This window comes from Photobacterium angustum, from assembly GCF_002954615.1.
In the GTDB taxonomy this organism is placed as follows: Bacteria; Pseudomonadota; Gammaproteobacteria; order Enterobacterales; family Vibrionaceae; genus Photobacterium; species Photobacterium angustum_A.
Window position 1 is genome coordinate 831,351 of record NZ_MSCJ01000003.1, and the last position, 24,085, is coordinate 855,435.

Here is a 24,085-nt window from a genome sequence, read left to right on the forward strand (position 1 = left end):
TAGACACGACACACTTGGTTCTTTTGGGTGTTGAGGCATTTCTATCTTAAACGCAGCCTGTGAACTCTGGTGGTAGTTGGAAGCTCTAATAATGGACTTACTTAGTGGCAGCCGAGTCAGTAAGTTTGTTGTAGATCATTCACTAACCGAGGGGTTGAGAATATCTCTACCGCACTGTGATGAAAAAAATGAATAAATCTGAAACAAAAAGCTCAAAACTACTAGAGATCGTACTTTTTCACTCATTTATCCCTGGGAAACTATTCAAGGTCAAGGCTATCGGGCATAGCAACAATACGGGTGATAATGGAGCTGGTAAATCCACTTTGTTAAGTTTACTTCCAGCGTTTTATGGAGCCGATCCGAGTAAGCTGGTGGATAGACAAGCGGATAAAGTTTCCTTTGTTGATTACTATTTGCCTACTCCAAAATCTGTCATCGTGTTTGAATATGAAAAACTTGGTGAGAAAAAGTGTTCTGTAATGTATCGAAATGGCTCTAGTGTCGCTTATCGATTTTTGACCGGAAGTGCTGAACAGTTGTTTTCTCAGCATTTGTACGATGAGCTAATTAAGCAGGGAAGTGAAACTCGTACATGGCTTAAAAACCTTGTGTCTCAGTCAATGTTAGTAAGTTCGCAAATTGAAACTAGTGTCGATTACCGCGCAGTTATTTTAAATAATAAAAACCGTTTAGCTAAAAGAAGTCGTGCGGGTAAAAACTTAGTTGCAATCGCTCATGAGTATTCGTTGTGTTCTGCGAGCCATAATATGAATCATATCGACATTTTGACGGCGACAATGATGCGTCATAAGAAAATGTTGAGTCGTTTCAAGACGATGATTGTGGATTGTTTTTTGAATAATACATCGATGGACGATGTTCCATATAAGAAAGAGTATATCAACCTAGCAAATAGCCTAGATGTATTTGTTCAACTAGATACTAAAAAGAGCAAGTTCGATGAAGCAGTTGCAAGTAAAGACAGCCTTGATGAGTACATTAAGCAATTAAACTCTTATCGAGCTCAAATCGCTTCTCATCTGCGTCAATTGGCATTAAATGACATTCAGTTGTCAGACAATATTAGCTCACAGAAGAAGCTATGCGGCTCGTTGGTCAATGAGAGGAAAGATAGACTTCAAAAGCTCGACACTGAGTTAAGCATCGATCGGACTGAGTTTGAAAGGAAATCCAAAATAGTTGATGCTATTTACAATAAGCGTGACAAGTACGAGAACGAAGATGATATTTTAGGGAAAATCACGCTTTACAATAGTTTGAGTGACTTGCTGAAGGAAGCGGAATCTGCAAAGAAACATTACGACAACTTACTGGAAAATGTAGAAACAGAAGAAAGTGCGTTTAACAGTCAAGTACAAAAACTGGAACTCGAATGTGCTGAATTCCGCTCCCGTAAGCAACAAGAAATCAATAGGATACTTAAAACTAAGGAAGAGATACACGAGCAAAAGAGCGACCGTTTAGAGGCGATGCAGAGTGACTTTAACCTTCAAAAGAAAAAGTTCCAAGATGAGTTTGATGAGCAATCTGAAAAGATAAGACAAAAACTAATCCGACTTGCCATTCTAGAAGGGCAATCTTTAGAGTTCACACCAGAACAAAAAGGCGAATTACGTAGGCTGGAAAGTGATCTTGAGAGTAAGCGTGAAAAACTTAATGCTTCTCACAATGCAGTAATTCATTTGAATGAGCAGCTACGTCAGGCAGAAAAAAATCACGAGAGCAGTCTTTCTACTTATCACACTTGTACTAGTGAATTAAAAGAAATTTCAGATGAAATAGCTTCTGTGAGTCGTGCATTATTGCCAGCAAAAGGATCGCTCAACGAGTACTTAGATCAAAAAGTGCCTGATTGGCATGGCAATATAGGCAAAGTAATCACTCCTAGTTTATTAAATGTGAAGAACTTGAAACCATTTTTTAATCCAGAAGCTACTGAGTCGATTTTTGGTCTCCATTTAGAGCTGGATTCAATCGCACTTCCTGATTTTTGTCTCAGTGAAGAGAAGCTTTCAGAGCGACTAGAGACTTTAAAAATCAAGGAGCAAGAAGTAGAAGTTCGGCAAGGCAAAGCGAAGAGTAGAGCTAAAAGTGATGAGCAAGAAGCAGATAAGCTTCACAAAGAAATGAAAATTCAAAGTACAAGAACAAAAGTCTTTGTGGAAGAACTGAGCAAACTCAACCTCCTTAAAGAGCAAAAAACAGTCCTGTTTGAAAATGATGCTGAAAGTCGTGCATCTGAAGTTAAGAAACAGAAAAGTGTACTAGAGTCTGAACTTTTTTTAATCAAGTCTGAGCTGAAAGAAAGATTTGAAAATGAAGAGAAGCGCCATCAACATGATCGTGTTCAGGTGAAAGCTAACTTCGATTATCACTTGTCAGAAGAGGACGCGAAAAAAAGCGCTATTGATGAGCTTATCAAAAATAAAGAAACGATAACTTCAGACAGAGTTAGTGACTACAAGTTAGCGTTCAACCAAGCCTTGATCAGTAAAGGGGTTGATCCAGTCAGTATCGAAAGAGCCAAATCGAAGTGGGAATCTCTCGAACGCAAATGTGAGGAAATAAAAACATTTCAAGCTTTAATTCACGATTATGGCACTTGGCTAGAATCAGAATGGAAATACATTGATAGCTATAATTCTGAAATTTTGGTTTTAGAGCGAAAGATTATGGAAGATGAAGCGAAGAGAATCGATTATGAGAAGTCGATAAATAGAAGAATTGATGAAATATCGTTTTCAATTAAGTTGGATGAAGAAGAGCTCAGTAAAGTCAAGGTGGCTATAGGGCAACTTACAACTTGTACCAATAATCTGGAAAAAGCGGTCGATGAATCAGATTTAGCTAGCTTAGAAGATGCCTCTGTAGATTTGGAGTTTCATTCTGTTGAGCATGCAGTGAGTCTAGTGACAGATAAAATCACTGCAATTAATACGTTGAAGAAAGAAATAGTTAATAAAGTAAAAGATGTCAGTAACACAATCCTAGCGTTGGATAACAACAATGAAATAAAGATGATGTGGGAACAGATGCGCTCTGCAACCATGACGAAGCTTTCAGAAAATTATGACTATGCTATCAACTACGATAGTCCTCAATTTTCCCTTGCTTGCTTGGGAGACCTTGAAGAGCTTGTCCTTAATGTGATTCCAGATGTTAGGGACGTTAAAATTGAGACATTTCGTTCTATATCTACTCAAATATCTAATTATCACCAAACGCTAAAACAGGTAAATAGTAAGGTTGATTCAGTTTCAACTATTCTGGATAAGTCGATTGAAACGGGCAATCCTTTCCCTGCTATCGATAGCATCTATATCAAACTATCAAGTAAGATCCATACTTTTGATCTTTGGAAAGACCTTAATCTTTTTAGTGTCGAATTAGATAGATGGTCAGGCGAAACCTCAAGAGGTTTACCTTCCAAAGCGTTTCTTGTTTCTTTTAAGCAATTGCTGGCTTCATTTAAAGAGGCTCAGATATCTAAAAACCTAGAGTCTTTGGTTGAGATGGAGATAACGATTGTTGAAAATGGACGCCCAGCAGTGGTTCGAAATGATGAAGATTTAGAAAAGGTCGGCTCCGAAGGGATTTCCAAACTGGCTATTATCGTTGTTTTCTGTGGGATGACTCGATTCTTGTGTCAGGATGAAGACGTTGCCATTCACTGGCCGCTCGACGAATTAGGGAAAATTTCTATTTCTAACCTGGCTATTTTATTCGACATGATGGATCAAAAAGGTATTTGCTTGTTCACAGCTCAGCCAGATCTGCATCCAGCTACTTACAAGTACTTCGCGACTAAAAATCACATAGTGAAGAATGTGGGGGTTAAATCATTTATTGGTGGACGTAGAAGTAGAGTCAATCCATTGCTTTCTGAGTCGAAACAAAATCAGTCTACGGAGGTGGTTGAATGAATAAGTTTGAATCGGCTTTTCGATTACTCATGAGTAAAAAAGTGATCTGTGAATATGCATCTCCTATTGAATACACATATTTATCCGATACGAGAAATCGAAGTGACATGAACCAATACCTGTCTCGAATAAGCATGACAACAGTCGAAACACAAGACGGGTTAGGTTTTTACTGTGGATACGAGAGCATCGATAACACTCGAAAGAAAAACGAAGTTCTCAAAGACTTTGAAGTTTTTTCGCAGACGATGGAAGGGATAATCGCTTGGCTCAAACTAGCCCGAAATATTGACTCAGACTCCAGACCCATAATGGCTGGTGGCAAGCTTTCGGAGTCAGAGTTGCTCGCAGCAATAGAGGAAAGTAACTCACTTCAAAATCAGCTTGATCATATTGCACACAAGCTTAAAAGAGCCCATAAAAGCAAAGAGAGTAAAACGAAGCTGAGGTCGATCTTAGATTATCTTGTCCAAGAAGGATACTTTGTATCTCCATCATCAACTGGTTCTCTCTTTATCGCTACAGCGAAATGGTCATTGCTTTATGAGACTTTGGAGTTTATCGCTATTAATGAAGGGATGTTGGAAAGTGAAGCTTATGGTGAAAATGAATTAGATACTCAAATGGGGTTAATTTAGATGTCTCGACAAGTGGAGTCAAAAGAAGCTGTACGAGCGCTAAGTACCCATACGGAGGTAGTAGATGAGGCTTGCTATGAGCAAGCTGGAGTACTTCATCATAGTGAAAGCAATAAAGCTGCAATTGCAGCGCTTACAAAACATCAGTTGGCCTATCACTTAGATGATGATCATGGCGTCCAAATTCATTCGTCTGTTAAACGTTTACTGGATAGGGTAACGAGTCGTTATAGATTCAGAGAACGTCATGGTGAGTTTTCTAATCAGATTGAAAACTTGGATTATGCCGTTGGCAGTTACCGACGAGTTAAGGACTTCAATGATGATAAAAAACAATACTACTTAGATGAAATTCGAGAGATAACAGTCGAGATAAATGACGCCTTGGTTGAAACCGTGTCTACTTTTCATAGAATCGTTGCAGATGAATTTAGCATGGTCACTGATGTTGATGACAAAATTCGTCAAATCGGTCGATGTAAACGTGAGATCAGTAGAATCAATAGTATCTTTGAGCATTTAAGTGTTAAAAAGCTTAGAGAGTGGGTACAAACTGACACTCAGCTTGAGCGAATTCTTTTGAAGTTACTTAAATCTAAAATAGATATCGCATTAAGGGACTTAAATGTATCAAACAAAAAAATGGTCGAAATGTTGGCAAAGCTTCAGCGAGATAAGAAATCTTCCAAGCTTAATCGCATTATTGATGTTTTTGCAGCTAAGTTCCAAGATGACAAAACCTTTTCGCCATCCATAGATTCCATTGAATGCTTGCCTGATTGTTTGTCTCAGGTATCGGAAACAGAAGTACGAGCCTACGGAAATACTAACAGTGATATTCAAGCTGATGACTTAATTGATTTGGCTGTAAGGGCTCTTGCTAGTTGTGAGAGGAAAAAAGGCAAAGCTTCATATTTAGACAGTATCGAAGTTACGGATGTCCGTGAAGATAAAGAAGAGTTTGAACTAAACGAGGTAGATGAAGCACTAGAGCTAATGTTTGAGGCAATAAAAACAAATCCTAATATTCTCCCTCTATCTGCTGCGCAAAGCTATACGCTGTTTGATCTTGATATTGAACTAGAGGACTGGCTTTTACTGGTCGATGGATACATTAGTGCGCAAAAAGTTGGTTTGAAGAGCATCGTCCAAATTAAGGAAGAAAGAGAGGTCGTATTACCCTATGACGGTAATGTGATTATTAGCGATATTGTTTTTGAAACCATTGGAGGGGCTTAATGACGCTATCTCTATCGCTAATTAATGCTGCTAAGAAGATTGTGGTTAATTCGAGGGAGAGGATACCTGCCAACAAGTCTAATACTGAAGCTTGCAGGCTCGTAGAAGTCGGGGCAGTTAGTGGCAATTCAATTCTTTTATCCCGTTCAGATTTAAGGGAAATAGAAAAGTATTTTTCTTCAATATTGGGACAAAACCTGCTGACCTTTCAACAGAGTAGCAGCAACTCTCGGATGGATACTGCACGCCCTGGTATTAGCGAGAAGTCGGCAAAAGGAGGTGTATTTCAGCAGCTCATTAGCTTGGCTGGTAATGTGAATATCCCCTTAAAGAACCAGCCAGATGTACCAAAAGAAGCTAGGTATGTAGCTTCTGTAGAGTTGGATGATCTAGATTTCCCGCGTTTTAGCCGAGTACTTATTATCGAAAATGGCGAGCTAATGGTTCGATGGAAAGAAGCTGTACTCTCTTTGCCAGATGAATGGCAATCCACTGTGCTCGTTTACCGTGGTCACGGAAAAAACCAAAAATGCCTGCGGGCTCTAATTGAATACTTTGACAACAATGCCGTTGAAGTAGGCTTTTTTTATGATTACGATCCAGCAGGCTTGGATATGGTTGAGCAGCTAAGTAATGCTAAACACTATTGGGTTGTTCCTGCTGTTAATCTGGAGTTATTTCAAAGTATTAATAAGCTAGATGCATTTTGGAAACAACTAGAGCAGCTTGAGAGGCTCAAGAGCAGAAATGTCAGCGTATCAATACGAGAGCATTTAACGATCATTGAGAAGAATACACTGGCTATAACGCAAGAACACTTGATCAAGAACCAGTGCCCTCTGGTTATTGAAAGGCTTATCGAATAACAAAAAAATTAATTGTAGAAATGGTTTAACATCATCTCAAAAAGTAGCTATTTCACTGCTCCAAAAAACAAAAGGCGAACCAAATGGTACACCTTTTGCTATTCAAGTTAGAAACTAACTTGGTTAACAGTGTTCAATAAGCTCTAGTCTTCAATATAGTTTTCAATACTCGGGCAAGAGCACACAAGATTACGATCGCCAAATACGTTATCAACACGGTTAACACTCGGCCAGTATTTCGCTGTTTTGGTGTGTGCTGATGGGAAACAAGCGACTTCACGGCTATAAGCGTGGTTCCACTCTGATTCCATCATATCGACTTGGCTGTGTGGTGCGTTAACCAGTGGATTATCGTCTAATGGCCACTCACCAGATTGAACAAGGTTGATTTCTTCTTTAATCGCAATCATCGCGTCACAGAAGCGATCAAGCTCTGCAATGTCTTCAGATTCAGTTGGTTCAATCATTAATGTACCAGCTACAGGGAACGACATGGTTGGGGCATGGAAGCCATAATCCATTAATCGTTTCGCGATGTCTTCTTCTGAAATGCCAGAGGCATCTTTGATTGGACGTAAATCAATAATACATTCGTGTGCAATACGACCTTCAGTACCACGGTATAAAACAGGGTAGTGTGGGCGAAGGCGTTCCATCACGTAGTTTGCATTTAAAATGGCAAGTTCAGTGGCTTGGGTTAAACCTTGTTCTCCCATCATCGCAATGTAAGCGTAAGAGATAGGCAAAATAGACGCTGAACCTAATGCTGCCGCAGATACGGCATATTGCAGTTCATCGCTATTTGTATCTTCAACATGTCCCGGTAAGAACGGTGTAAGGTGCGATTTAACACCAATAGGTCCCATACCTGGGCCGCCGCCGCCGTGAGGAATACAGAAGGTTTTGTGTAGGTTTAAGTGAGAAACATCTGAACCAATAAAGCCTGGGCTAGTTAAACCAACTTGCGCGTTCATGTTGGCACCATCAAGGTAAACCTGACCGCCAGCCTCATGAACAAGATCACACACTTCTTGTACAGCTTCTTCATACACGCCATGGGTAGACGGGTAGGTGATCATGATACATGACAGCGCATCACGGTGTTTTTCGATTTTGGCTTTTAGATCATCAATATCGATATTACCTAACTCATCACAGCCAACCACAACTACTTTCATCGAAACCATTGCCGCAGACGCTGGGTTAGTACCGTGCGCAGAGCTTGGGATCAAACAAACATTACGGTGACTATCGCCATTGGCTTCATGGTAACGCTGAATAGCGATTAGGCCAGCATATTCACCTTGTGCACCAGAGTTTGGTTGTAGCGAGAACGCATCATAACCTGTAATTGAACACAGCATTTCAGATAAGTTTTTAGCTAATTCTTGATAACCTAATGTTTGTGTTTGTGGCGCAAATGGGTGCAGTTGCCCAATCTCAGGCCAAGTGACAGGGAGCATTTCTGCTACTGCATTAAGCTTCATGGTACAGCTACCCAATGGGATCATGCCGTGAGTTAATGAGTAGTCTTTGTTTTCTAGCTGCTTCATGTAACGCATCATTTGTGTTTCGCTATGGTAGCGGCTAAACACAGAGTGGGTTAGGTATGCACTGCTTCGGCGACACGCTGGTGGAATAGCTGCGAACTCATCCGCGGCAATATCTTCACTGAACATCGACACTTTAAGATCTTGATTGGTAAATAAACCAAGTAGCTGCTCGATATCTTCAGCGAGGGTGGTTTCATCAATACTGATACCCAACTTATCGCTGTATTTACGAAGGTTAATACCTGCATCAAGCGCTTTTTGATATAACGCGTTGGTTTTATTGCTTGTTTTGATTGTTAGCGTATCGAAGAAGTGTTGGTTTTCTAGTTCAAAACCATTATTACGTAAACCGGCAGCTAAAACGGCTGTAAAGTGGTGAACGCGACGACCAATTTTCTTTAAGCCTTCAGGACCATGGTACAGGGCGTAAAAGGCTGCCATGTTGGCAAGCAGTGCTTGCGCTGTACAAATGTTAGAAGTCGCTTTTTCACGGCGGATGTGTTGCTCACGGGTTTGCATTGCCATGCGTAGGGCTTGATTGCCTTTGGCATCTTTAGATACGCCAATTACACGACCCGGCATAGTACGTTTGTGTTTATCTTTGGTTGCCATAAAACCAGCATGTGGACCACCAAAGCCCATAGGTACACCAAAGCGTTGCGCACTACCAATAACCACATCTGCGCCCATTTCACCCGGTGCTTTTAGTACAGTCAATGCTAATAGATCAGATGCCACCGCGACTAATGTTTTCTTATCATGTGCCGCGTCAATGATATCAGTAAGATCTTGTAATTCACCGTTGCTGGCAGGGTATTGCAGTAAAGCACCGAATACATCGTGTTTCTCGAGATCTTCTGCACTGCCTGTGATGATTTCAAAGCCAACGTATTTTGCACGTGTAGTAACAACATCAATAGTTTGAGGGTGAAGATCGGTAGAGATGAAAAACGCATTGCTTTTGTTTTTACCCGCGCGCTTACATAGCGTCATCGCTTCCGCTGCGGCAGTGGCTTCATCAAGCAGTGATGCATTAGCCAACTCCATAGCGGTTAGATCCATGATCATTTGCTGATAGTTAAGCAGAGATTCTAAACGGCCTTGAGAGATTTCTGGTTGGTAAGGGGTGTAAGCGGTATACCAACCTGGGTTTTCTAATACATTACGAAGAATAACATTTGGGGTAAACGTGTTGTAATAACCCTGACCAATATAACTTTTATTGATGATATTTTTGCCAGCGATCTGCTTAAGTTCTGCCAGCATAGCCGCTTCACTTTGTGCCTGTGGTAATGTCATCGGCTCTGTTAAACGAATGGAAGCGGGAACGGTTTGTGCTATAAGCTGGTCAATACTACCGACACCTATAGTTTCTAACATTCGCTGTTGTTCGAGTGCATTAGGGCCATTATGGCGATGTGAAAAATCGTTATCGTCACTGAGAGCTTGTAGAAAAGTAGTATTGGTCATGGTTCTTTCCTGAACGTTGTCCTAATTACCATTGTCTGGCTTTAGGGATATTCATCGGTAATGCTGTAAATGGCAAAGCAACAAAGATCGAGTGTTGTACCCGATCTTTGTTTTTATAATTTAGTCTTCTTCAATTGAAGCAAGATAGGTTTCAGCATCAATTAATGTTGCCAATTCATCAGAATCGTTAAGCTTGATGGTTGCAATCCAACCGCCTTCATAAGGTTCTTCATTAACCAGTTCAGGGCTGTCTTCTAAATCTTCATTAATCGCAACAATTTCACCTGTGATAGGGGCGTAAATGTCGGAAGCGGCTTTTACTGATTCCACTAAAGAGAAGGCATCACCAGCATCTGTTGTGTCACCAACTTCAGGTAAATCAACAAATACCACATCGCCTAATAAACCTTGCGCATGATCAGAAATACCAACCGTCACTGTTCCATCACCGTTATCACGGATCCATTCGTGGCTACTGGTAAACTTTAATGTTGATTCCATGTTTGTACTCCTTAACCCACCGGTTATATGGTTATTTGATAAAAGTTTCTTATAGTGGAACACGTTTTCAATATCTAATGTGTGATTCTACGCAAACGTTTGCTATTTGTCATGTTGATTTGTTGCTAACATGGTTATACTAAGTTTAAATTTAGTTAATAAGCGCTGATTTTCATCACTAAATCCATAATATTACCTATTTATAAATGGATTTAACGATAATGTATGCCTCATAGGTAACATTTTTTTAAAAAAGATCATGACTTTGTGATGTGAGTTTTATTAAGTTTCCTATAAGAAACTATGATGAAGGTCGAGGGTTATGGGGGTTGAGTTAAAGAAGGAAGTGATATGACAGATGAATATATCCACGATGTTTATCCATCGATGCGAATCGAAAAAACTCAAGCCGCAGAGCATATTGCGCCTTTAAAGTTAGGTGAGAGGCTAAAAGAAATTCGTGTTTCTTTAGGTCTAACCCTTGAAGAAGCCAGTAAACGTACAGGGCTTGCACGTTCAACCTTGTCAAAGATTGAAAACGAGCAAATATCACCTACGTTTCAGGCGATGCAGAAACTTGCTACGGGATTGGCTATCGATATTCCCCAACTTTTTGAACCACCTAAAACCATCACAGCCTCGGGCAGACGTGATATTACACGCTATGGTGAAGGTCGCCCTCATCCTACTTCAACCTATGAACATGAACTGCTTGCCACACAATTAACTAATAAAAAGATGATGCCGTTTAAATCACATGTGCGCGCACGATCTTTTGAGGATTATAGCGAGTGGATCCGCCATGACGGCGAGGAGTTCTTATTGGTACTAAAAGGCGAAATCACTTTTTTTTCTGAATTTTATGAGCCGATCCATTTAGTCGAAGGGGATTCAGCCTATTACGACGCGACAATGGGTCACATGCTGACATCTGTTAGTGAAGAAGATGCATTAATTCTTTGGGTGACGGCATCTTAATGTCATCGATCGGTTTATAGCACCAACCAGTTTTACAATTACGTTACCATTTATATGGACACCAACTAGATAACGGAGTGCAACTATGTCTCAACAACTTAAGCAGACCCCATTACATGGCTTACACATTGAAATGGGAGCGAAAATGGTGCCATTTGCTGGCTATGATATGCCTGTGCAATATGGCTTAGGAGTAAAAAAAGAGCATATACATTGTCGTGATTCTGCTGGGTTGTTCGATGTATCACACATGGGGCAAGTACGCTTAAAAGGGCAACATGCCGCTGCATTATTAGAAACCTTAGTACCTGTTGATATTGTTGATTTACCTGAAGGTAAACAGCGTTATGCCGTATTTACCAATGAAAATGGCGGTATTCAAGATGATCTAATGGTGACAAATTTTGGTGATCATCTTTTCCTTGTCGTGAATGCTGCCTGTAAAGAACAAGATATTGCCCATTTAAAAGCTAATTTAACAGATGGTGTTGAATTAGAAGTGATTGAAGATCGCGCACTACTTGCCTTACAAGGTCCTAAAGCTGCGATGGTACTCGCTGAATTAAACCCTACGGTTAGCGATATGGTGTTTATGGATGCGGCTAAAGTGACGTTATTGGGCGTTGAATGTTACGTCAGCCGTTCAGGGTATACGGGTGAAGATGGTTATGAAATCTCTGTGCCTAATGATAAGGCCGAAGAATTAGCACGTGCTTTACTGGCGTTTAATGAAGTGGAATGGATTGGTCTTGGTGCGAGAGATTCACTACGTTTAGAGTGCGGATTATGTTTATATGGGCACGATCTTGACCCTACAACAACACCGTTTGAAGCAAGCTTAATGTGGGCAATTACGCCAAGTCGTCGTGCTGGTGGTGTACGTGAAGGTGGTTTCCCCGGCGCTGATATTATTTTAGAGCAATTACAAACTAAACAAGTTTCAAGAAAACGTGTTGGGTTAGTAGGGCAATCAAAAGCGCCTGTACGAGAAGGGACTAAGTTGTTTGATGCTGAAGACAATGAAATCGGTACTGTAACAAGTGGAACATTTGGCCCAACAAAAGGTATTCCTGTCGCAATGGGGTATATTGCAACAGAAGCTAATAAGCTTGGTGAAACGGTATACGCTGAGGTTCGAGGTAAGAAGTTGCCTATGACGATCGAGAAAATGCCATTTGTCCCACAACGTTACTATCGTGGTTAAATAGGCATTTAAACTGAATGATTATGGCAAGACGTTGCGTTACGTCTTGCTTATTTCTCATCGAGTAGTTACGGCTTTATAAGCTGATTGGAATAATAGTGTAAAACCTTCTTTTGAAAGATCTTTTACAGTCAAGCCTGTTTCATTCAAGCGGCGGTAGCACTCATTCAATGCGGTAATGAAGAGTTCTTTGTCAATGGCATTATTTTTTGTTGATTTCATTTTCTTCACCCTAGGTCACATCTAATCCAAACTTGATGAATCCTTACACAACAACCTTGAATAAATACTGAATGAGAATGTATGCTCGCAGATAATTGACATTAAATTTACTTTGCTGTCGAAAAAAATAAGCCTCAAAATATTTTTAAGGCCTATTTCTGTGTAACTAAACTTCGATAAGGCTATTTATTGGTTAAATAACGATATAAAAACTCAGTAATATTGGTCATATCTTCGACGGTAATAAATTCTTCCGTAGTATGCACTTTACTCATACCTGTTGATAGATTAACGGTTTTTAGTCCTTTCTCATTAAAGATATTTGCATCACTACCACCACCAGTAGATTTGGTAAATGGTGCTAATCCCATTTCTTTAAAACTAGCCATGATATCAATAACATGAGGGTCGTTATCAGCAATAGAGTAGGCGTTATAAGAGCGTGTAGATTGAATATCTATTAGCGCTTTATGCTTTTCTGCTGTTGTGTTGAATACATCAACCATATGCTGAACTTGAGTAGCAAGCTTATCATCGTTAAGTGAACGCGCTTCAGCGGCAAGATACAATTCAGGCATCACGATATTCGTTGCTTGACCACCAGAGACAATGCCAATGTTAGCGGTTGTTTCATGATCTATACGCGCTAATTTCATATTCATTACAGCATCAGATGCGACTGTTAGTGCATTAATACCTTCTTCAGGTGCAAGTCCTGCGTGAGCGGGTTTACCTTTAATAGCCACTTTTAGGCTTTGCTGGCCGGGAGCACTCGTTACAATCGCACCAATAGCACCGCCTGAATCAAGCACAATAGCTTTATCTGCAGTGATATATGACATATCAAAATGCTTGGAACCTTGTAATCCACCTTCTTCATGAACAGTAAAAGCCAGCTCTATTGTCTTATGGGCTTTGTTGTTGTCTTTGATGGTACGCACCGCTTCGAGGATGGCTGCAATACCCGATTTATCATCACCACCAAGAATAGTGTCGCCTTTTGAACGAATAACCCCATCTTCAATAATCGGTTCAATACTTTTCCCTGGAGTTACGGTGTCCATGTGGCAGCTTAAAACAATACTATCTTCAAGTTCACCATCAAGCTTTGCATAAAGGTTAAAACCATTAGAAATGTTTTCAGGCACAGGTAATTTAGAAACGCTGAAACCTAACTGTCCGAGTTGTTCTGCTAAGGCTTGTGAAATCGCTTTTTCGTTTTTTGATTCGCTATCGATTTTGATGAGATCAATAAAATGAGAAATAAGGCGTTCTTGATTAATTGTTGTCATATTGCTTCTAACCACTAAATAGGAGGAATACACAGTACTCTAATAGGAATAATGGCGAGATGGTGAGGGGCTAAATCAATAAAAGTAGAGATAAAAAATGGGGGAGTAAGTGAAGCGAGAGAAGTTTGAACTGGGTTATAGAAATGAAAATGCCAAATAAGACATAGCTTCACATGAATGCGGGAGCGAACCGATTGTGAATCTACATAACGCTTATTTGGCATAAATCGATAAGTTAGCTGATGTTATCAGCTAACTTAATACTCATTAGCCCCAAACGATCAGGCTGTAGTTCTTTTTACCACGGCGGATCAGAGTGTAGCGACCGAATAGTTTGTCAGCGTCTGTAAACTCATAGAATGGTTCGCTTACTTTCTCGCCATTAACCATGATTGCATTTGAGCTGATATGTGTTTTAGCTTGACCACGAGAACTTGCAAGACCAGATTTAACTAGCACTTGTTGTAAATCATCGCCATTTTCAGCTTCAGCACTTGGCATACCATCTTGCGCTAGTTGAGCAAAATCAGATTCAGATAAGTGCGCTAAATCGTTTTCAAATAGGCAGCGAGTGATGTTCTGTGCTGCTTCTAATTGCTCTTGACCGTGAACTAAACGCGTTGCTTGCTCTGCAAGAATACGTTGTGCTTCAGGTGCTTTACCGCTGTTACGATCTGCTTCTTCAATCTGTTGAATTTCTTCTTCAGAAAGGAAAGTGAAAAATCGTAGGAAACGATATACGTCAGCATCTGCAGTGTTCATCCAGAATTGGTAGAACTTGTATGGGCTTGTTTTCGAAGGATCTAACCAAACCGCACCACCTTCAGTTTTACCAAATTTAGTACCGTCAGATTTCGTGATTAGCGGTACTGTCATACCGAACACTTGCTGTTGGTTCATACGGCGAGTAAGGTCGATACCCGCTGTGATGTTACCCCATTGATCAGAACCACCGATTTGTAGTTCCATACCCATTTCTTTGTTCATACTTGCGAAGTCGTAAGACTGTAGCAAGCTGTATGCGAACTCAGTAAAAGAGATACCTACTTCATCACGGTTAATTCGTTGTTTAACAGATTCTTTGCTGATCATTTGGTTTACAGAGAAGTGTTTACCAATATCACGTAAGAATGTTAGAACATCCATATTACCGAACCAGTCATGGTTATTTACCATACGGGCAGGGTTTGTTGCATTGTCAAAATCCAAGAATGGAGAAACTTGGCGTTGGATTTTTGTCACCCAACCTGCAACTGTATCTAAAGTGTTAAGTGAACGCTCAGTCGCTTTGAAGCTTGGATCTCCAATCATACCAGTAGCGCCGCCAACCAAAGCTACTGGATTATGACCCGCTTCTTGGAAGCGCTTAAGGCAAAGTAGAGGAACCAGATGACCTAGGTGTAAACTATCAGCCGTTGGATCAAAGCCGCAATATAATGTAATCGGACCTTTTGCTAAACGTTCGCTTAAAGCTTCTTCATCCGTAATTTGAGCGATCAGACCGCGATCTTTAAGCTCTTGAATTAAATTCAAATGATTCATGTGTTCTCCAGTAATCATTTTATTTACGTTTAATTAAAAATAGGTACGGCATTATTCAATGTCAGTATCTGGTTTATTATGACTTGTAGGCCAATTAACCCCACAACAAATAATGCGATATTATTTGTTGCGACATTATATTCAATTTGATGTTGTTTACCACGAAGTTTTCTAAGGGCAAGAACAGGAAACAGAATCGCTAATATAGTCAAGAAAATTGCTGCAGCACCTAAAGCTGGGACAAAGCCATTCGGGTACACAAGAGTGAAAACCAATGGTGGCAAGTAGCATAGTACAGCAGTAATTAATCTATCTTTGGTATTATTACCATGTTTAAAGGTACTTGCCAATGAATCAAATAGTCCCAATGAAACACATAGATAAGAAGTGAACATTGCGATGGATGAGAAAGCACCAATTAGATAAATTATGCTCTTTTCTTGAATGAATATCTGCATTTGTTGAAGCATAACCCCAACATTTGATCCATGCTGTGCAATATATTGAAAACTATGGTTACCAAATCGAGGTAACGAGCCGAGCATGGTTATTTCCCAAACAATGTAAACAACGAGGGGAATTAAACCGCCAGCAATAAATATATTCCGTAATGTTTTAGGATTTTCACGGCCAATATATTTAACCATGCTTGGAACACTGCCATGAAAACCAAAGGCAGTAATGAAAACAGGAATAGCAGCAAAGGCATATTTTGATGAATCGTTGATATTAACTAAAAATTGTCCATGGATGAATGGAATAATTGTAATAACAAGAGTAAAAAAGATAACAATGTTAGTACTAAATAAAACGCGGTTAGCCATATCAACAGCTTTGGTACTAATAAATACAATGGTTGCAATGACTAAAGTAAATATAATCGCAATGATATGAGAGGGCACCGAAATATGGAAATAATCGGTTAAATCACTTTTGTAAATAGAAGATGCACCAGCAATATAGGCACAAGATAATGCGTAAAGTAGCAATAATAATGATAGATGTATTACCCATTTACCAGGTTTACCAAACAGGTCATAAGCAATCGCTTCAAACCCTGTACCGGTTGGGTAATTAAGGCATACTTCTAATAACATTAATCCGGTATAAGTCATTACCGCCCATAAAACGGTTAATAAGATTATTGCATTATAAATACCTAAGCCTGCAGAAATGAGAGGGAGTGCAAGCATTCCTGCGCCAAGCATTGTGCCAGAAATAAGCAGTGTCGCACCAATAGCTTTTTTATTCATGACGTGTACCCTGAAAAAATACCTAATAAATATTGTTATTAGGACGTAATTAACTAGCCATCAATAACAAAAAGACGGCGATAATTAATCGATATATTAATATCTTTCATCGTATATAGAAGAACGCCAGCCTTTAAAGACTGGCGTTTATTTTCCTTTTTAAGCAGCGGTATGTGCTAATTTTTGTTTATTTTCTTCATCAATAATTTCACTTAGAAGACTTGTGAATACATCACGAAGGTTATTCCAGTAATTATTGAAACGGATTTCATCACGTAGGAAGTGAGTCATTACCGCTGAACGAAGAATGTAAACAGAACCTACAGTATTCCATTCGTCTTCACTAAAGCCACGGCTTTCAGCGTATAGACGAGGAGTTTGACCGTATTCTTCTTCTGATAGAGAAGTTGAAGAAGTAAGGAAGTCTTTAGTGTAAGTACGACCTGTTGCGTAAGAGCATAGTTCGTAAATACGTTGGTTTAGGTGGTTGTGTGCTTCAAGGCTATCGTTGCCGATTTCTTTGAAGGTAAAGTCAACCATGTGGAAGTCAGGGTGCATTAGAGGGCGAACCTCAAAGCGACGACCGTCAACAACAAATGGTTCAGCCGTTGCAAGTTTCTTCGCAAACCAGTCTGCAGTTACGATACCACGACCAATCACATGACCGTAACCACTTACATTTAGTGGTACTAGACGATGTGCAGCCCATACAGCAGCGGCAGTTGCACCTGCTTTTGAACCTTCCATGATTGATGAACCTAGAACAACTTGCTTATCAGCTTCGTTCTCGTCACCCGCTTCTTCGAATACGTAAGCGGCATGGTATGAAATCAAGTCAACAATACGCTTGTCTTTCATTGCTACTGCGCCAGCTGCGTACTGGATGAAGCCCACTTTATGTGGATCGACAGTGATAGAGTCAGCTTCTGACATAGCGTGGAATGCATCATACACTTCACGTTTTGGCCAGATAACACCTTCAGGGATGATGTCATCGTTACGATAACGTTCGATTAGTGCGTCATATTCCATGAATTCATTGTTATCATCAAGGAACATAGAACGTACATAGCCACCGTAAGCCGCATCAACGTGAACGTAGAAAGATGAACCGTATTTCTCTTCACACTCTTTACGAAGTTTCATTACTTCATGAACGGCATCGATAGAACCTTCCTCGGTAGTACCAACAACAGATACCATACCTAAGATAGGTGTTCCTTCTTCCATTAATTTGAAGGTTACTTCACGCATTTTTTCAACGTCTGTACGGTAGTTACCATCAACGTCTAGTGGAACAATGTGCTCTTGACCTAGGCCAAGTACGTCCATTGCTTTCATCCATGAATAGTGCTTAGAACGTGGAACAAGGAATTTACCAAGTTTACCCGCATCAACACCTACGCCACGTGCTGTTAATGCACGAACTTCTTCAAAAATGCCACGTTTTTTCAACTCATCAGTAAGATCTAAAATATCTTTAGATTTCATGTTTAAAAGTTGATGCTCAGTCATGCCTTCTACAAGGTCTTTTGACTTATCACATGCAGCGATAGCTAGAGGCATTGTTTTAAGGTTACGAGCAACCCAAACACCTTCGTAGTTAGCAACAGTACCGCCAGAAGTAATGTGCGCCCATGATTTATTCACATCGTAACCAAACATGCGGCATAGGTCATGACCTGCTTCTAACTCAAGTTCTGTAGTCACAGGAGAGGCTTCATGTGCACAGTTGTTTGGGTTGTAAAGCATGGTCATCACGTATGCAAGGTTTGATACCATTAGTGTATCTGCGTTCATGTGGCCTAAATAGCGAGGAGAAAACCAAGGTACTGATTTAGTTTTAAGGCGTGCAGATAGCCCCTGTAAGATACCTTCTGTACGATAAAGTGTATCGCGGAAATCTGGTTGGTGTTGCATTACAGGGTTAAGCATAGGTGCATCTTCTGGGTGGAAGTCTGAGCGCCAGTGCATGTGTTCACTAATTGCGTAATCCATCATTTCTTTGAAGAATACTTGGTTTTCTGATTTTGGACCAAGGAACAGTGCATCCACATTCATTTTTTCGCTCATAATAAAACCTATTTTATCTTTAATATTGAAATACTATTTCTGTTTATATTTTTTCTCTTCAGAGAAGAAAATGTCAGAAAGAAAATTAAATTAGTTTTAACAAATAATGGTTTAAAACTGGGCTGTAAATAAAAGTGCAACCATCAGGAGAAGCAGAAGTAGAATAGGGAACCACTACTTCTCCTGTTTATTTGTTTAGTCTTTTTGTTTGCTGAAAAATAAGACTTAGTTTGCGTGAGTTACTGGCGTTGCATTATCTGCTTTAGCTCGGTTTGAATATTTACCCCAAGCGTAAACAACAAGTGGAATAATAATCATGATAACTAAACCAAAGAACTGGAAGTTAAAGTAACTGTTTGCAGTACCGTCATAACTTGATGGTGCTTTGAAGCCGAAATAACCTGCAAGTAGACATGTTGCAATACCTAGACCTGAACAGATCCACATACCAATGTTACCGCCAGGAACTGTAAAGCTACGTTGTGCGTCTGGACGCTTGTAGCGTAGGTAAATCGCAGCAGAGAACATAAGTAAGTAAGCAACGATATAAACAAGAGATGTTAGACCTAGAAGCATAAAGTAGAAGGAATCTACGTTAGGCATTACACAAATAAGCACACCCACGATTGAGATTAGGATAGCTTGTAAGTAAATAAGGTTAACAGGTACACCTTCTTTATTTGTCTTTTGAAGTACCTTAGGTAGTGCGCCAGCGTTTGCTGTTGCTTGAAGACCACGAACTGGACCTAAAACCCAAGAGTTAACTTGACCTGCAAGACCGATAGCCATACATACAGCCATGATAGGTGTTAACCAGTCTAGACCCCACATATCAAAGTAAGTCTGGAATGCCTGAATAAGACCTGCTGTCATTGAAATGTGCTTAGTTGGAATACCGATGAAGATTGCAAAAGAACCTACAACAGAAACGATAACCACAAATAATGCAACTAAGAACACTGCGATAGGGTAGTTACGTTCAGCGTTTTTAACGTGAGAAACGTTAGATGCTGATACTTCCATACCCATAACAACGAATACGAAGCCAATGAATAGTGCCCAAGTACCCTTATTTGATAAATCAGGAATAAGGTTTGCAGTTGTTAATGAAAGGTCAGTAACAATTGGATGACCACCGACTAGGTAAGCGATAGCGCAGGCTACAAGTACAAAGAAAGGTAAGAACACACCTAAAATTACACATAGAGTGGATACCCAACCGAGTGTTTTAACACCACGCATATTACCCAATGTACATGCCCAGTAAACCACTAATATAACAGCAAGAATGTACATTTTATTTTGTGCTAACGCAGGGTCAAAGGCGTAGGCAAAAATTGCACCGACAATCATCAAAATGGATGTCATGCCAAAAACCATTTGAATCCATTGCATCCAGACTGCAACAAATCCCATACGTTCACCAAATGCTTCGCGAACCCAGATGAAGATACCACCATCTTCAGGGAATGCCGTTGCAAGTTCAGCGGAGACAAGTGCTGTTGGAATCATAAAACAGATTGCAGCAGCTAATGTTAAGAAGATCGTCATCATTCCTGGCTGCGCTGTCATAGGGAGTGTACGAACACTCATAACAACCGCAGCGGTAATCATGACGAAACTGAATACGCCAATTTTAGCGGGAGAAGCGTTGGTGGAGCTAGCCATTGTAGACCTCAAAATCTATCAGTTAAGCAGTAATGAGATAAAAACATCTAATTCTATAAATTATATTAAATATCGATATTTTTAATTACCGCGTTCAAAAATCGATTTTTATGGTAGTGACCAAATGTAATTTTGTGAAGCGAATTTAGTTCCAAATTCCGATAGTTTAATTTGCATTTTTAAGCAATTTACGAATTAGGAATAATTGTATAATGAATAAATATAATATGCAGCGATGCACCTAGTGGCTATTTTTGGTTTTTAATGGGAGAAATGATTAACAATCCATGTTAATAGGCTGGCGAACAGAGCTGTTATTGCCGCCATGAATAACATTACAACAGGAGAAAAAATGTAGAGGGAAATATAGTATTCGTGCGATGCGCTAATTAGATGAAAAGCATAAGGCATTGTAATAGATAGAAAAGATATAGAAATCCATGTAAAGAATAACAACCATGCAGAATATGATTGGACAGTGATGAGCGTTTTGTTATGAAAATATTCATAGTGCTTAATGATAATATGTAAACTTAACAGAGGCAGAAGTGACCAAAAAATAAGCGCAAAACTAAAGACACTATGCTGTGGGTGCCAATTAAACATAAGTATATTAATAATAAAGATGCTAATAATTGAATATGCTCGGTAAGTCATCGTTTTAAAAGAGAAATTAGATATTTATGAGCAAGATTATATTGTGCTGTTTGAATCAATACCGCTACACCGCACATAAAATGAAGAAGAGCCGTTATTTCTAAACATTATGGTAATAAATAGGTCGTCTAGCGCGTTTATGTGTGTTTTTAACTTTTTAATATGCTATGTCCGAATTTATTAGTGCGAATGTTAATTTGTTAACTTGTTAATTTATAAGGTTAAAAATACAGTCAGCATTGTGAGATTCTATTTTTACGGCAAAAAAAGTAAACGTCAGTAAGAACCCCTTATCTTATTTAATGATAAAGTATTCTGGCATTATTTTTTGAATAGAATAAAACTTGAATCGTTATTCACTATTACTGTATTAAGTTTTCATCGAAAACAGGGGGGATCCCATGTTTCGTAATGTGGATATGTTTAATATTCGGTAAGATGTAAGTGATAGGATTATTCCGAATTTGTATTGTGTTATTTATGATTAAGATTAGATGGTTGGTATGACTAAAGATAATTTTGCAACCATAAGCGATAGAGTAATGTGCCAGATTAGGCATGATATCTTATGTGGTGAGTTTGAAGCTGGTCAGAAACTGGTACTCAGTGAATTAAAAGAACGCTATCAAGTTGGCGGTACTCCTTTAAGAGAGGCAATGGTGCAATTATCTTGGCAGAAATATGTCAAGATGGAGCCTCAGAAAGGCTTTTGGGTTGCCGATGTTTCACTCGATGAATTACGTGGAATTTTAAAGGCACGTTTGGCCCTAGGTCATGTTGCGTTAAAAGATGCGATTAAAAAGGGGGATGAAGCATGGGAACTACAGGTTTTAACGGCCTTTCACAAGCTTAATCGGTTAGATCCTGAATCAGCATTGTTTGATTATGATGAATGGGAATTGCGCCACAAAGAGTTTCATCTATCGCTTGTTGCGTGTGAAGGCTCTGAGTTTATACTCGATATGATCTCAAATGTTTATGATCAGCAAGAACGTTATCGACACTTCTTACTGAACGCGAACCTATCACCAGAGAAGCAATATCATGACAATGGTGAGCATGAAGCGCTGATGAAAGCGGTGTTATCGCGTAATGTTGAACTCTCTTGTCAGTTATTAAAAGAGCATGGTGAACGTTTGTACCAGATACTTGAAAAAGCCCCTTCACTGAAAGCGTTACTTAACTAGCCAAATGTTAAAGTAAGTGAACAGACACGATAATTGATTAAGTTATGATGCTTAACTTAATCAATTAATTAATGTTTGATTTCATTATTTCTAATGACGTTAATTAAATGAAGTGATAACTTAATTTCATTGTTATATAAATGGAATTAATTAGATGTTTAAATCGCTCTCTCCAGCCCAATTAGATCCTATTCTTTCCCTATCGATTGCATATCGAGAAGATCCGCGTGACAACAAAATAGATTTAGGCATCGGCGTTTATCGCAATAGCCTTGGTGAAACACCGATCATGCAAGCCATTCAACTTGCTGAGAAACGCTTAATTAAAACTCAAACAACAAAATCATACGTGGGTTTAGCGGGTAGTGAAGTATTTAATCAGTCGATGATGGATCTTTTACTCTCAGAAACATCGGCACATTCTCGTGCAGCAGCAGTACAAACACCTGGCGCGAGCGGTGCGCTACGTATGCTTGCTGATCTTATTCAAATTGCTCAACCTGATACAACTGTTTGGTTAACCAACCCGAGTTATGTTAACCATAAACCTGTGATGGAAGCGGCAGGTTTAAAGGTGAAATTCTATCCGTATTTCGACCCTGAAACTAAGCAAGTAAATAGTGAGGCCATGCTCAGTGAGCTTGCTAAAGCTGGCCCTAAAGATGTTGTGCTATTACATGGTTGCTGCCATAACCCGACAGGTGCTGATATTACATTTGCTGATTGGCAAGCGATTACAACATTGGCAAATAAAAATGGTTTTATGCCTTTTGTTGATATGGCATACCTTGGTTTTGGCGATGGCTTAGAACAAGACGGTGCTGGGCTTAAGTATATGGCTGACAACACAGAAGAGATGGTTGTCGCGACTTCGTGTTCAAAGAACTTTGGTTTGTACCGTGAACGAACGGGTGCTGCGATTATTATTAGTAATAGTCAGCAAGAAGCACAAAAAGCGAAAGGACGTATTCTTACTTTAGCGCGTTCAAGTTATACCATGCCACCAGATCATGGCGCGGCATTAGTTGCTGATATTTTAAATGATCAGCAACTGACAAATATCTGGAAAGATGAATTGGATACCATGCATAGCCGTATATTGACGTTACGCCAAGGGCTAACGCAAGCAATACGTCAACGTGGTAGTGATCAGTTTGATTTTATTGAACAGCATAAAGGTATGTTCTCTGTAACAGGCTTAACACCTGAGCAGATTTTAACCCTACGTGAGCAATATGGTATTTATGCGGTAGGAGATGGGCGAATTAATATTGCTGGCTTACAAGAGAAGCATATTGACCACTTGGCAGATGCCTTAGTTAGCGTGTCACGATAATCAATTGATTAATAGTAAAGCCTGCACCTATTTTGATTAGTGCAGGCTTTATTGCTTACATTCTGTTATTTACCTGCGACTTTTGCCGCGAGTAATCCTTGCATTGCGTAGACGTTGGTTTTGCCATTGAACTCAAGAGTCATTGGTTCATGTTGACCAGAAATCCACAATTTTAATTCTGCATCTAAATCGAAGTGGCCTTTTGTTTCTACGGCATACATGGTGATCGATTTGTAAGCAATAGAGCGGTATTCTACTTTTTTACCCGTGATACCTTGCTTATCAATAAGGATCAGGCGGTAGTCTGTTAAAATGATCATATCGCGAACAAGTTTGTATGCGAGTTCTATATTCTCATTCGGACCAAGGATCGTTGATAGCTCCTCAGTCGCGTCAGCGATACTCATTTCACCAGCGTTGCCTAGCAGTGCATTAAAAAGACCCATTTATTCTTCCTTT

17 protein-coding genes are annotated in these 24,085 nt (G+C 39.6%); 8 read left to right on the forward strand and 9 right to left on the reverse strand.

Features of this window, described 5'->3' with window-relative positions:
• The first annotated feature begins 188 nt into the window (after positions 1 to 188).
• Genes BTO08_RS18475 through BTO08_RS18490 form a run of 4 tightly spaced genes read left to right on the forward strand, consistent with a single transcriptional unit; the run spans position 189 to position 6,690 of the window.
• On the forward strand, positions 189 to 3,947 hold the full coding sequence (locus BTO08_RS18475) for an ATP-binding protein (protein ID WP_198038503.1): 3,759 nt from the start codon (positions 189 to 191) through the stop codon (positions 3,945 to 3,947).
• Positions 3,944 to 4,585, forward strand: a complete 642-nt coding sequence (locus tag BTO08_RS18480; RefSeq protein WP_105062063.1) for a hypothetical protein — start codon at positions 3,944 to 3,946, stop codon at positions 4,583 to 4,585. The genes BTO08_RS18475 and BTO08_RS18480 overlap by 4 nt, the downstream gene beginning before the upstream one ends.
• On the forward strand, positions 4,586 to 5,824 hold the full coding sequence (locus tag BTO08_RS18485; RefSeq protein ID WP_105062064.1) for a hypothetical protein: 1,239 nt from the start codon (positions 4,586 to 4,588) through the stop codon (positions 5,822 to 5,824).
• Positions 5,824 to 6,690 (forward strand): DUF7281 domain-containing protein, encoded by an 867-nt coding sequence (locus BTO08_RS18490; protein WP_105062065.1) that lies wholly within the window; start codon positions 5,824 to 5,826, stop codon positions 6,688 to 6,690. Before BTO08_RS18485 ends, BTO08_RS18490 begins: the two co-directional genes overlap by 1 nt.
• Before the next feature lie 143 nt (positions 6,691 to 6,833).
• On the opposite strand, the gene gcvP is transcribed toward BTO08_RS18490, so the two are convergent.
• Entirely contained in the window at positions 6,834 to 9,713 is a 2,880-nt protein-coding gene (gcvP, locus tag BTO08_RS18495) for an aminomethyl-transferring glycine dehydrogenase (RefSeq protein ID WP_105062066.1), read from the reverse strand.
• 120 nt (positions 9,714 to 9,833) lie between these two features.
• Positions 9,834 to 10,214 carry a glycine cleavage system protein GcvH gene (gene gcvH / locus BTO08_RS18500; RefSeq protein WP_005365621.1) on the reverse strand — a complete coding sequence of 127 codons (381 nt, stop codon included), beginning with the start codon at positions 10,212 to 10,214 and terminating at the stop codon, positions 9,834 to 9,836.
• Between the two features lie 351 nt (positions 10,215 to 10,565).
• Here gcvH and BTO08_RS18505 point away from each other — a divergent pair, with 351 nt between their 5' ends.
• Both BTO08_RS18505 and gcvT read left to right on the forward strand, forming a co-directional pair.
• Positions 10,566 to 11,192 carry a helix-turn-helix domain-containing protein gene (locus BTO08_RS18505; RefSeq protein WP_105062067.1) on the forward strand — a complete coding sequence of 209 codons (627 nt, stop codon included), beginning with the start codon at positions 10,566 to 10,568 and terminating at the stop codon, positions 11,190 to 11,192.
• A gap of 85 nt (positions 11,193 to 11,277) precedes the next feature.
• Positions 11,278 to 12,396: a glycine cleavage system aminomethyltransferase GcvT gene (gene gcvT, locus BTO08_RS18510; RefSeq protein ID WP_105062068.1), complete on the forward strand. Its 1,119-nt coding sequence runs from the start codon at positions 11,278 to 11,280 to the stop codon at positions 12,394 to 12,396.
• A 57-nt stretch (positions 12,397 to 12,453) separates the two neighbouring features.
• On the opposite strand, the gene BTO08_RS22395 is transcribed toward gcvT, so the two are convergent.
• From BTO08_RS22395 to BTO08_RS18535, 6 genes are all read right to left on the reverse strand, one after another.
• Complete coding sequence (locus tag BTO08_RS22395) at positions 12,454 to 12,618, reverse strand: hypothetical protein (protein ID WP_006643848.1); 165 nt, start codon at positions 12,616 to 12,618, stop codon at positions 12,454 to 12,456.
• A 182-nt stretch (positions 12,619 to 12,800) separates the two neighbouring features.
• Positions 12,801 to 13,910: a M20/M25/M40 family metallo-hydrolase gene (locus tag BTO08_RS18515; protein WP_105062069.1), complete on the reverse strand. Its 1,110-nt coding sequence runs from the start codon at positions 13,908 to 13,910 to the stop codon at positions 12,801 to 12,803.
• A gap of 267 nt (positions 13,911 to 14,177) precedes the next feature.
• Positions 14,178 to 15,452 (reverse strand): tyrosine--tRNA ligase, encoded by a 1,275-nt coding sequence (gene tyrS / locus BTO08_RS18520; RefSeq protein ID WP_045081981.1) that lies wholly within the window; start codon positions 15,450 to 15,452, stop codon positions 14,178 to 14,180.
• A 29-nt stretch (positions 15,453 to 15,481) separates the two neighbouring features.
• Positions 15,482 to 16,705 (reverse strand): amino acid permease, encoded by a 1,224-nt coding sequence (locus BTO08_RS18525; protein ID WP_105062070.1) that lies wholly within the window; start codon positions 16,703 to 16,705, stop codon positions 15,482 to 15,484.
• Between the two features lie 159 nt (positions 16,706 to 16,864).
• Positions 16,865 to 18,778 carry a pyridoxal phosphate-dependent decarboxylase family protein gene (locus tag BTO08_RS18530; protein ID WP_105062071.1) on the reverse strand — a complete coding sequence of 638 codons (1,914 nt, stop codon included), beginning with the start codon at positions 18,776 to 18,778 and terminating at the stop codon, positions 16,865 to 16,867.
• Positions 18,779 to 19,003: 225 nt separating this feature from the next.
• A complete protein-coding gene (locus BTO08_RS18535) occupies positions 19,004 to 20,446 on the reverse strand; it encodes an APC family permease (protein ID WP_005365602.1) in 1,443 nt (480 codons plus the stop codon).
• 1,151 nt (positions 20,447 to 21,597) lie between these two features.
• Here BTO08_RS18535 and BTO08_RS18540 point away from each other — a divergent pair.
• Together BTO08_RS18540 and BTO08_RS18545 are read left to right on the forward strand one after the other, a co-directional pair.
• Entirely contained in the window at positions 21,598 to 22,290 is a 693-nt protein-coding gene (locus BTO08_RS18540; protein WP_105062072.1) for a GntR family transcriptional regulator, read from the forward strand.
• Positions 22,291 to 22,444: 154 nt separating this feature from the next.
• Positions 22,445 to 23,626 carry an aromatic amino acid transaminase gene (locus tag BTO08_RS18545; RefSeq protein WP_105062073.1) on the forward strand — a complete coding sequence of 394 codons (1,182 nt, stop codon included), beginning with the start codon at positions 22,445 to 22,447 and terminating at the stop codon, positions 23,624 to 23,626.
• Between the two features lie 65 nt (positions 23,627 to 23,691).
• Here BTO08_RS18545 and BTO08_RS18550 read toward each other — a convergent pair whose 3' ends face one another.
• Positions 23,692 to 24,072, reverse strand: a complete 381-nt coding sequence (locus BTO08_RS18550) for a PH domain-containing protein (protein ID WP_105062074.1) — start codon at positions 24,070 to 24,072, stop codon at positions 23,692 to 23,694.
• Positions 24,073 to 24,085 lie beyond the last annotated feature (13 nt).

Coding starts and splice junctions, on each gene's coding strand:
- gcvP (WP_105062066.1), bottom strand. CDS start 9,713: ATGACCAATACTACTTTTCTACAAGCTCTCAGTGACGATAACGATTTT.
- BTO08_RS18475 (WP_198038503.1), top strand. CDS start 189: ATGAATAAATCTGAAACAAAAAGCTCAAAACTACTAGAGATCGTACTT.
- BTO08_RS18535 (WP_005365602.1), bottom strand. CDS start 20,446: ATGGCTAGCTCCACCAACGCTTCTCCCGCTAAAATTGGCGTATTCAGT.
- gcvH (WP_005365621.1), bottom strand. CDS start 10,214: ATGGAATCAACATTAAAGTTTACCAGTAGCCACGAATGGATCCGTGAT.
- BTO08_RS18545 (WP_105062073.1), top strand. CDS start 22,445: ATGTTTAAATCGCTCTCTCCAGCCCAATTAGATCCTATTCTTTCCCTA.
- BTO08_RS18485 (WP_105062064.1), top strand. CDS start 4,586: ATGTCTCGACAAGTGGAGTCAAAAGAAGCTGTACGAGCGCTAAGTACC.
- BTO08_RS18530 (WP_105062071.1), bottom strand. CDS start 18,778: ATGAGCGAAAAAATGAATGTGGATGCACTGTTCCTTGGTCCAAAATCA.
- BTO08_RS18550 (WP_105062074.1), bottom strand. CDS start 24,072: ATGGGTCTTTTTAATGCACTGCTAGGCAACGCTGGTGAAATGAGTATC.
- BTO08_RS18505 (WP_105062067.1), top strand. CDS start 10,566: ATGACAGATGAATATATCCACGATGTTTATCCATCGATGCGAATCGAA.
- gcvT (WP_105062068.1), top strand. CDS start 11,278: ATGTCTCAACAACTTAAGCAGACCCCATTACATGGCTTACACATTGAA.
- BTO08_RS18525 (WP_105062070.1), bottom strand. CDS start 16,705: ATGAATAAAAAAGCTATTGGTGCGACACTGCTTATTTCTGGCACAATG.
- tyrS (WP_045081981.1), bottom strand. CDS start 15,452: ATGAATCATTTGAATTTAATTCAAGAGCTTAAAGATCGCGGTCTGATC.
- BTO08_RS18540 (WP_105062072.1), top strand. CDS start 21,598: ATGGTTGGTATGACTAAAGATAATTTTGCAACCATAAGCGATAGAGTA.
- BTO08_RS18490 (WP_105062065.1), top strand. CDS start 5,824: ATGACGCTATCTCTATCGCTAATTAATGCTGCTAAGAAGATTGTGGTT.
- BTO08_RS22395 (WP_006643848.1), bottom strand. CDS start 12,618: ATGAAATCAACAAAAAATAATGCCATTGACAAAGAACTCTTCATTACC.
- BTO08_RS18515 (WP_105062069.1), bottom strand. CDS start 13,910: ATGACAACAATTAATCAAGAACGCCTTATTTCTCATTTTATTGATCTC.
- BTO08_RS18480 (WP_105062063.1), top strand. CDS start 3,944: ATGAATAAGTTTGAATCGGCTTTTCGATTACTCATGAGTAAAAAAGTG.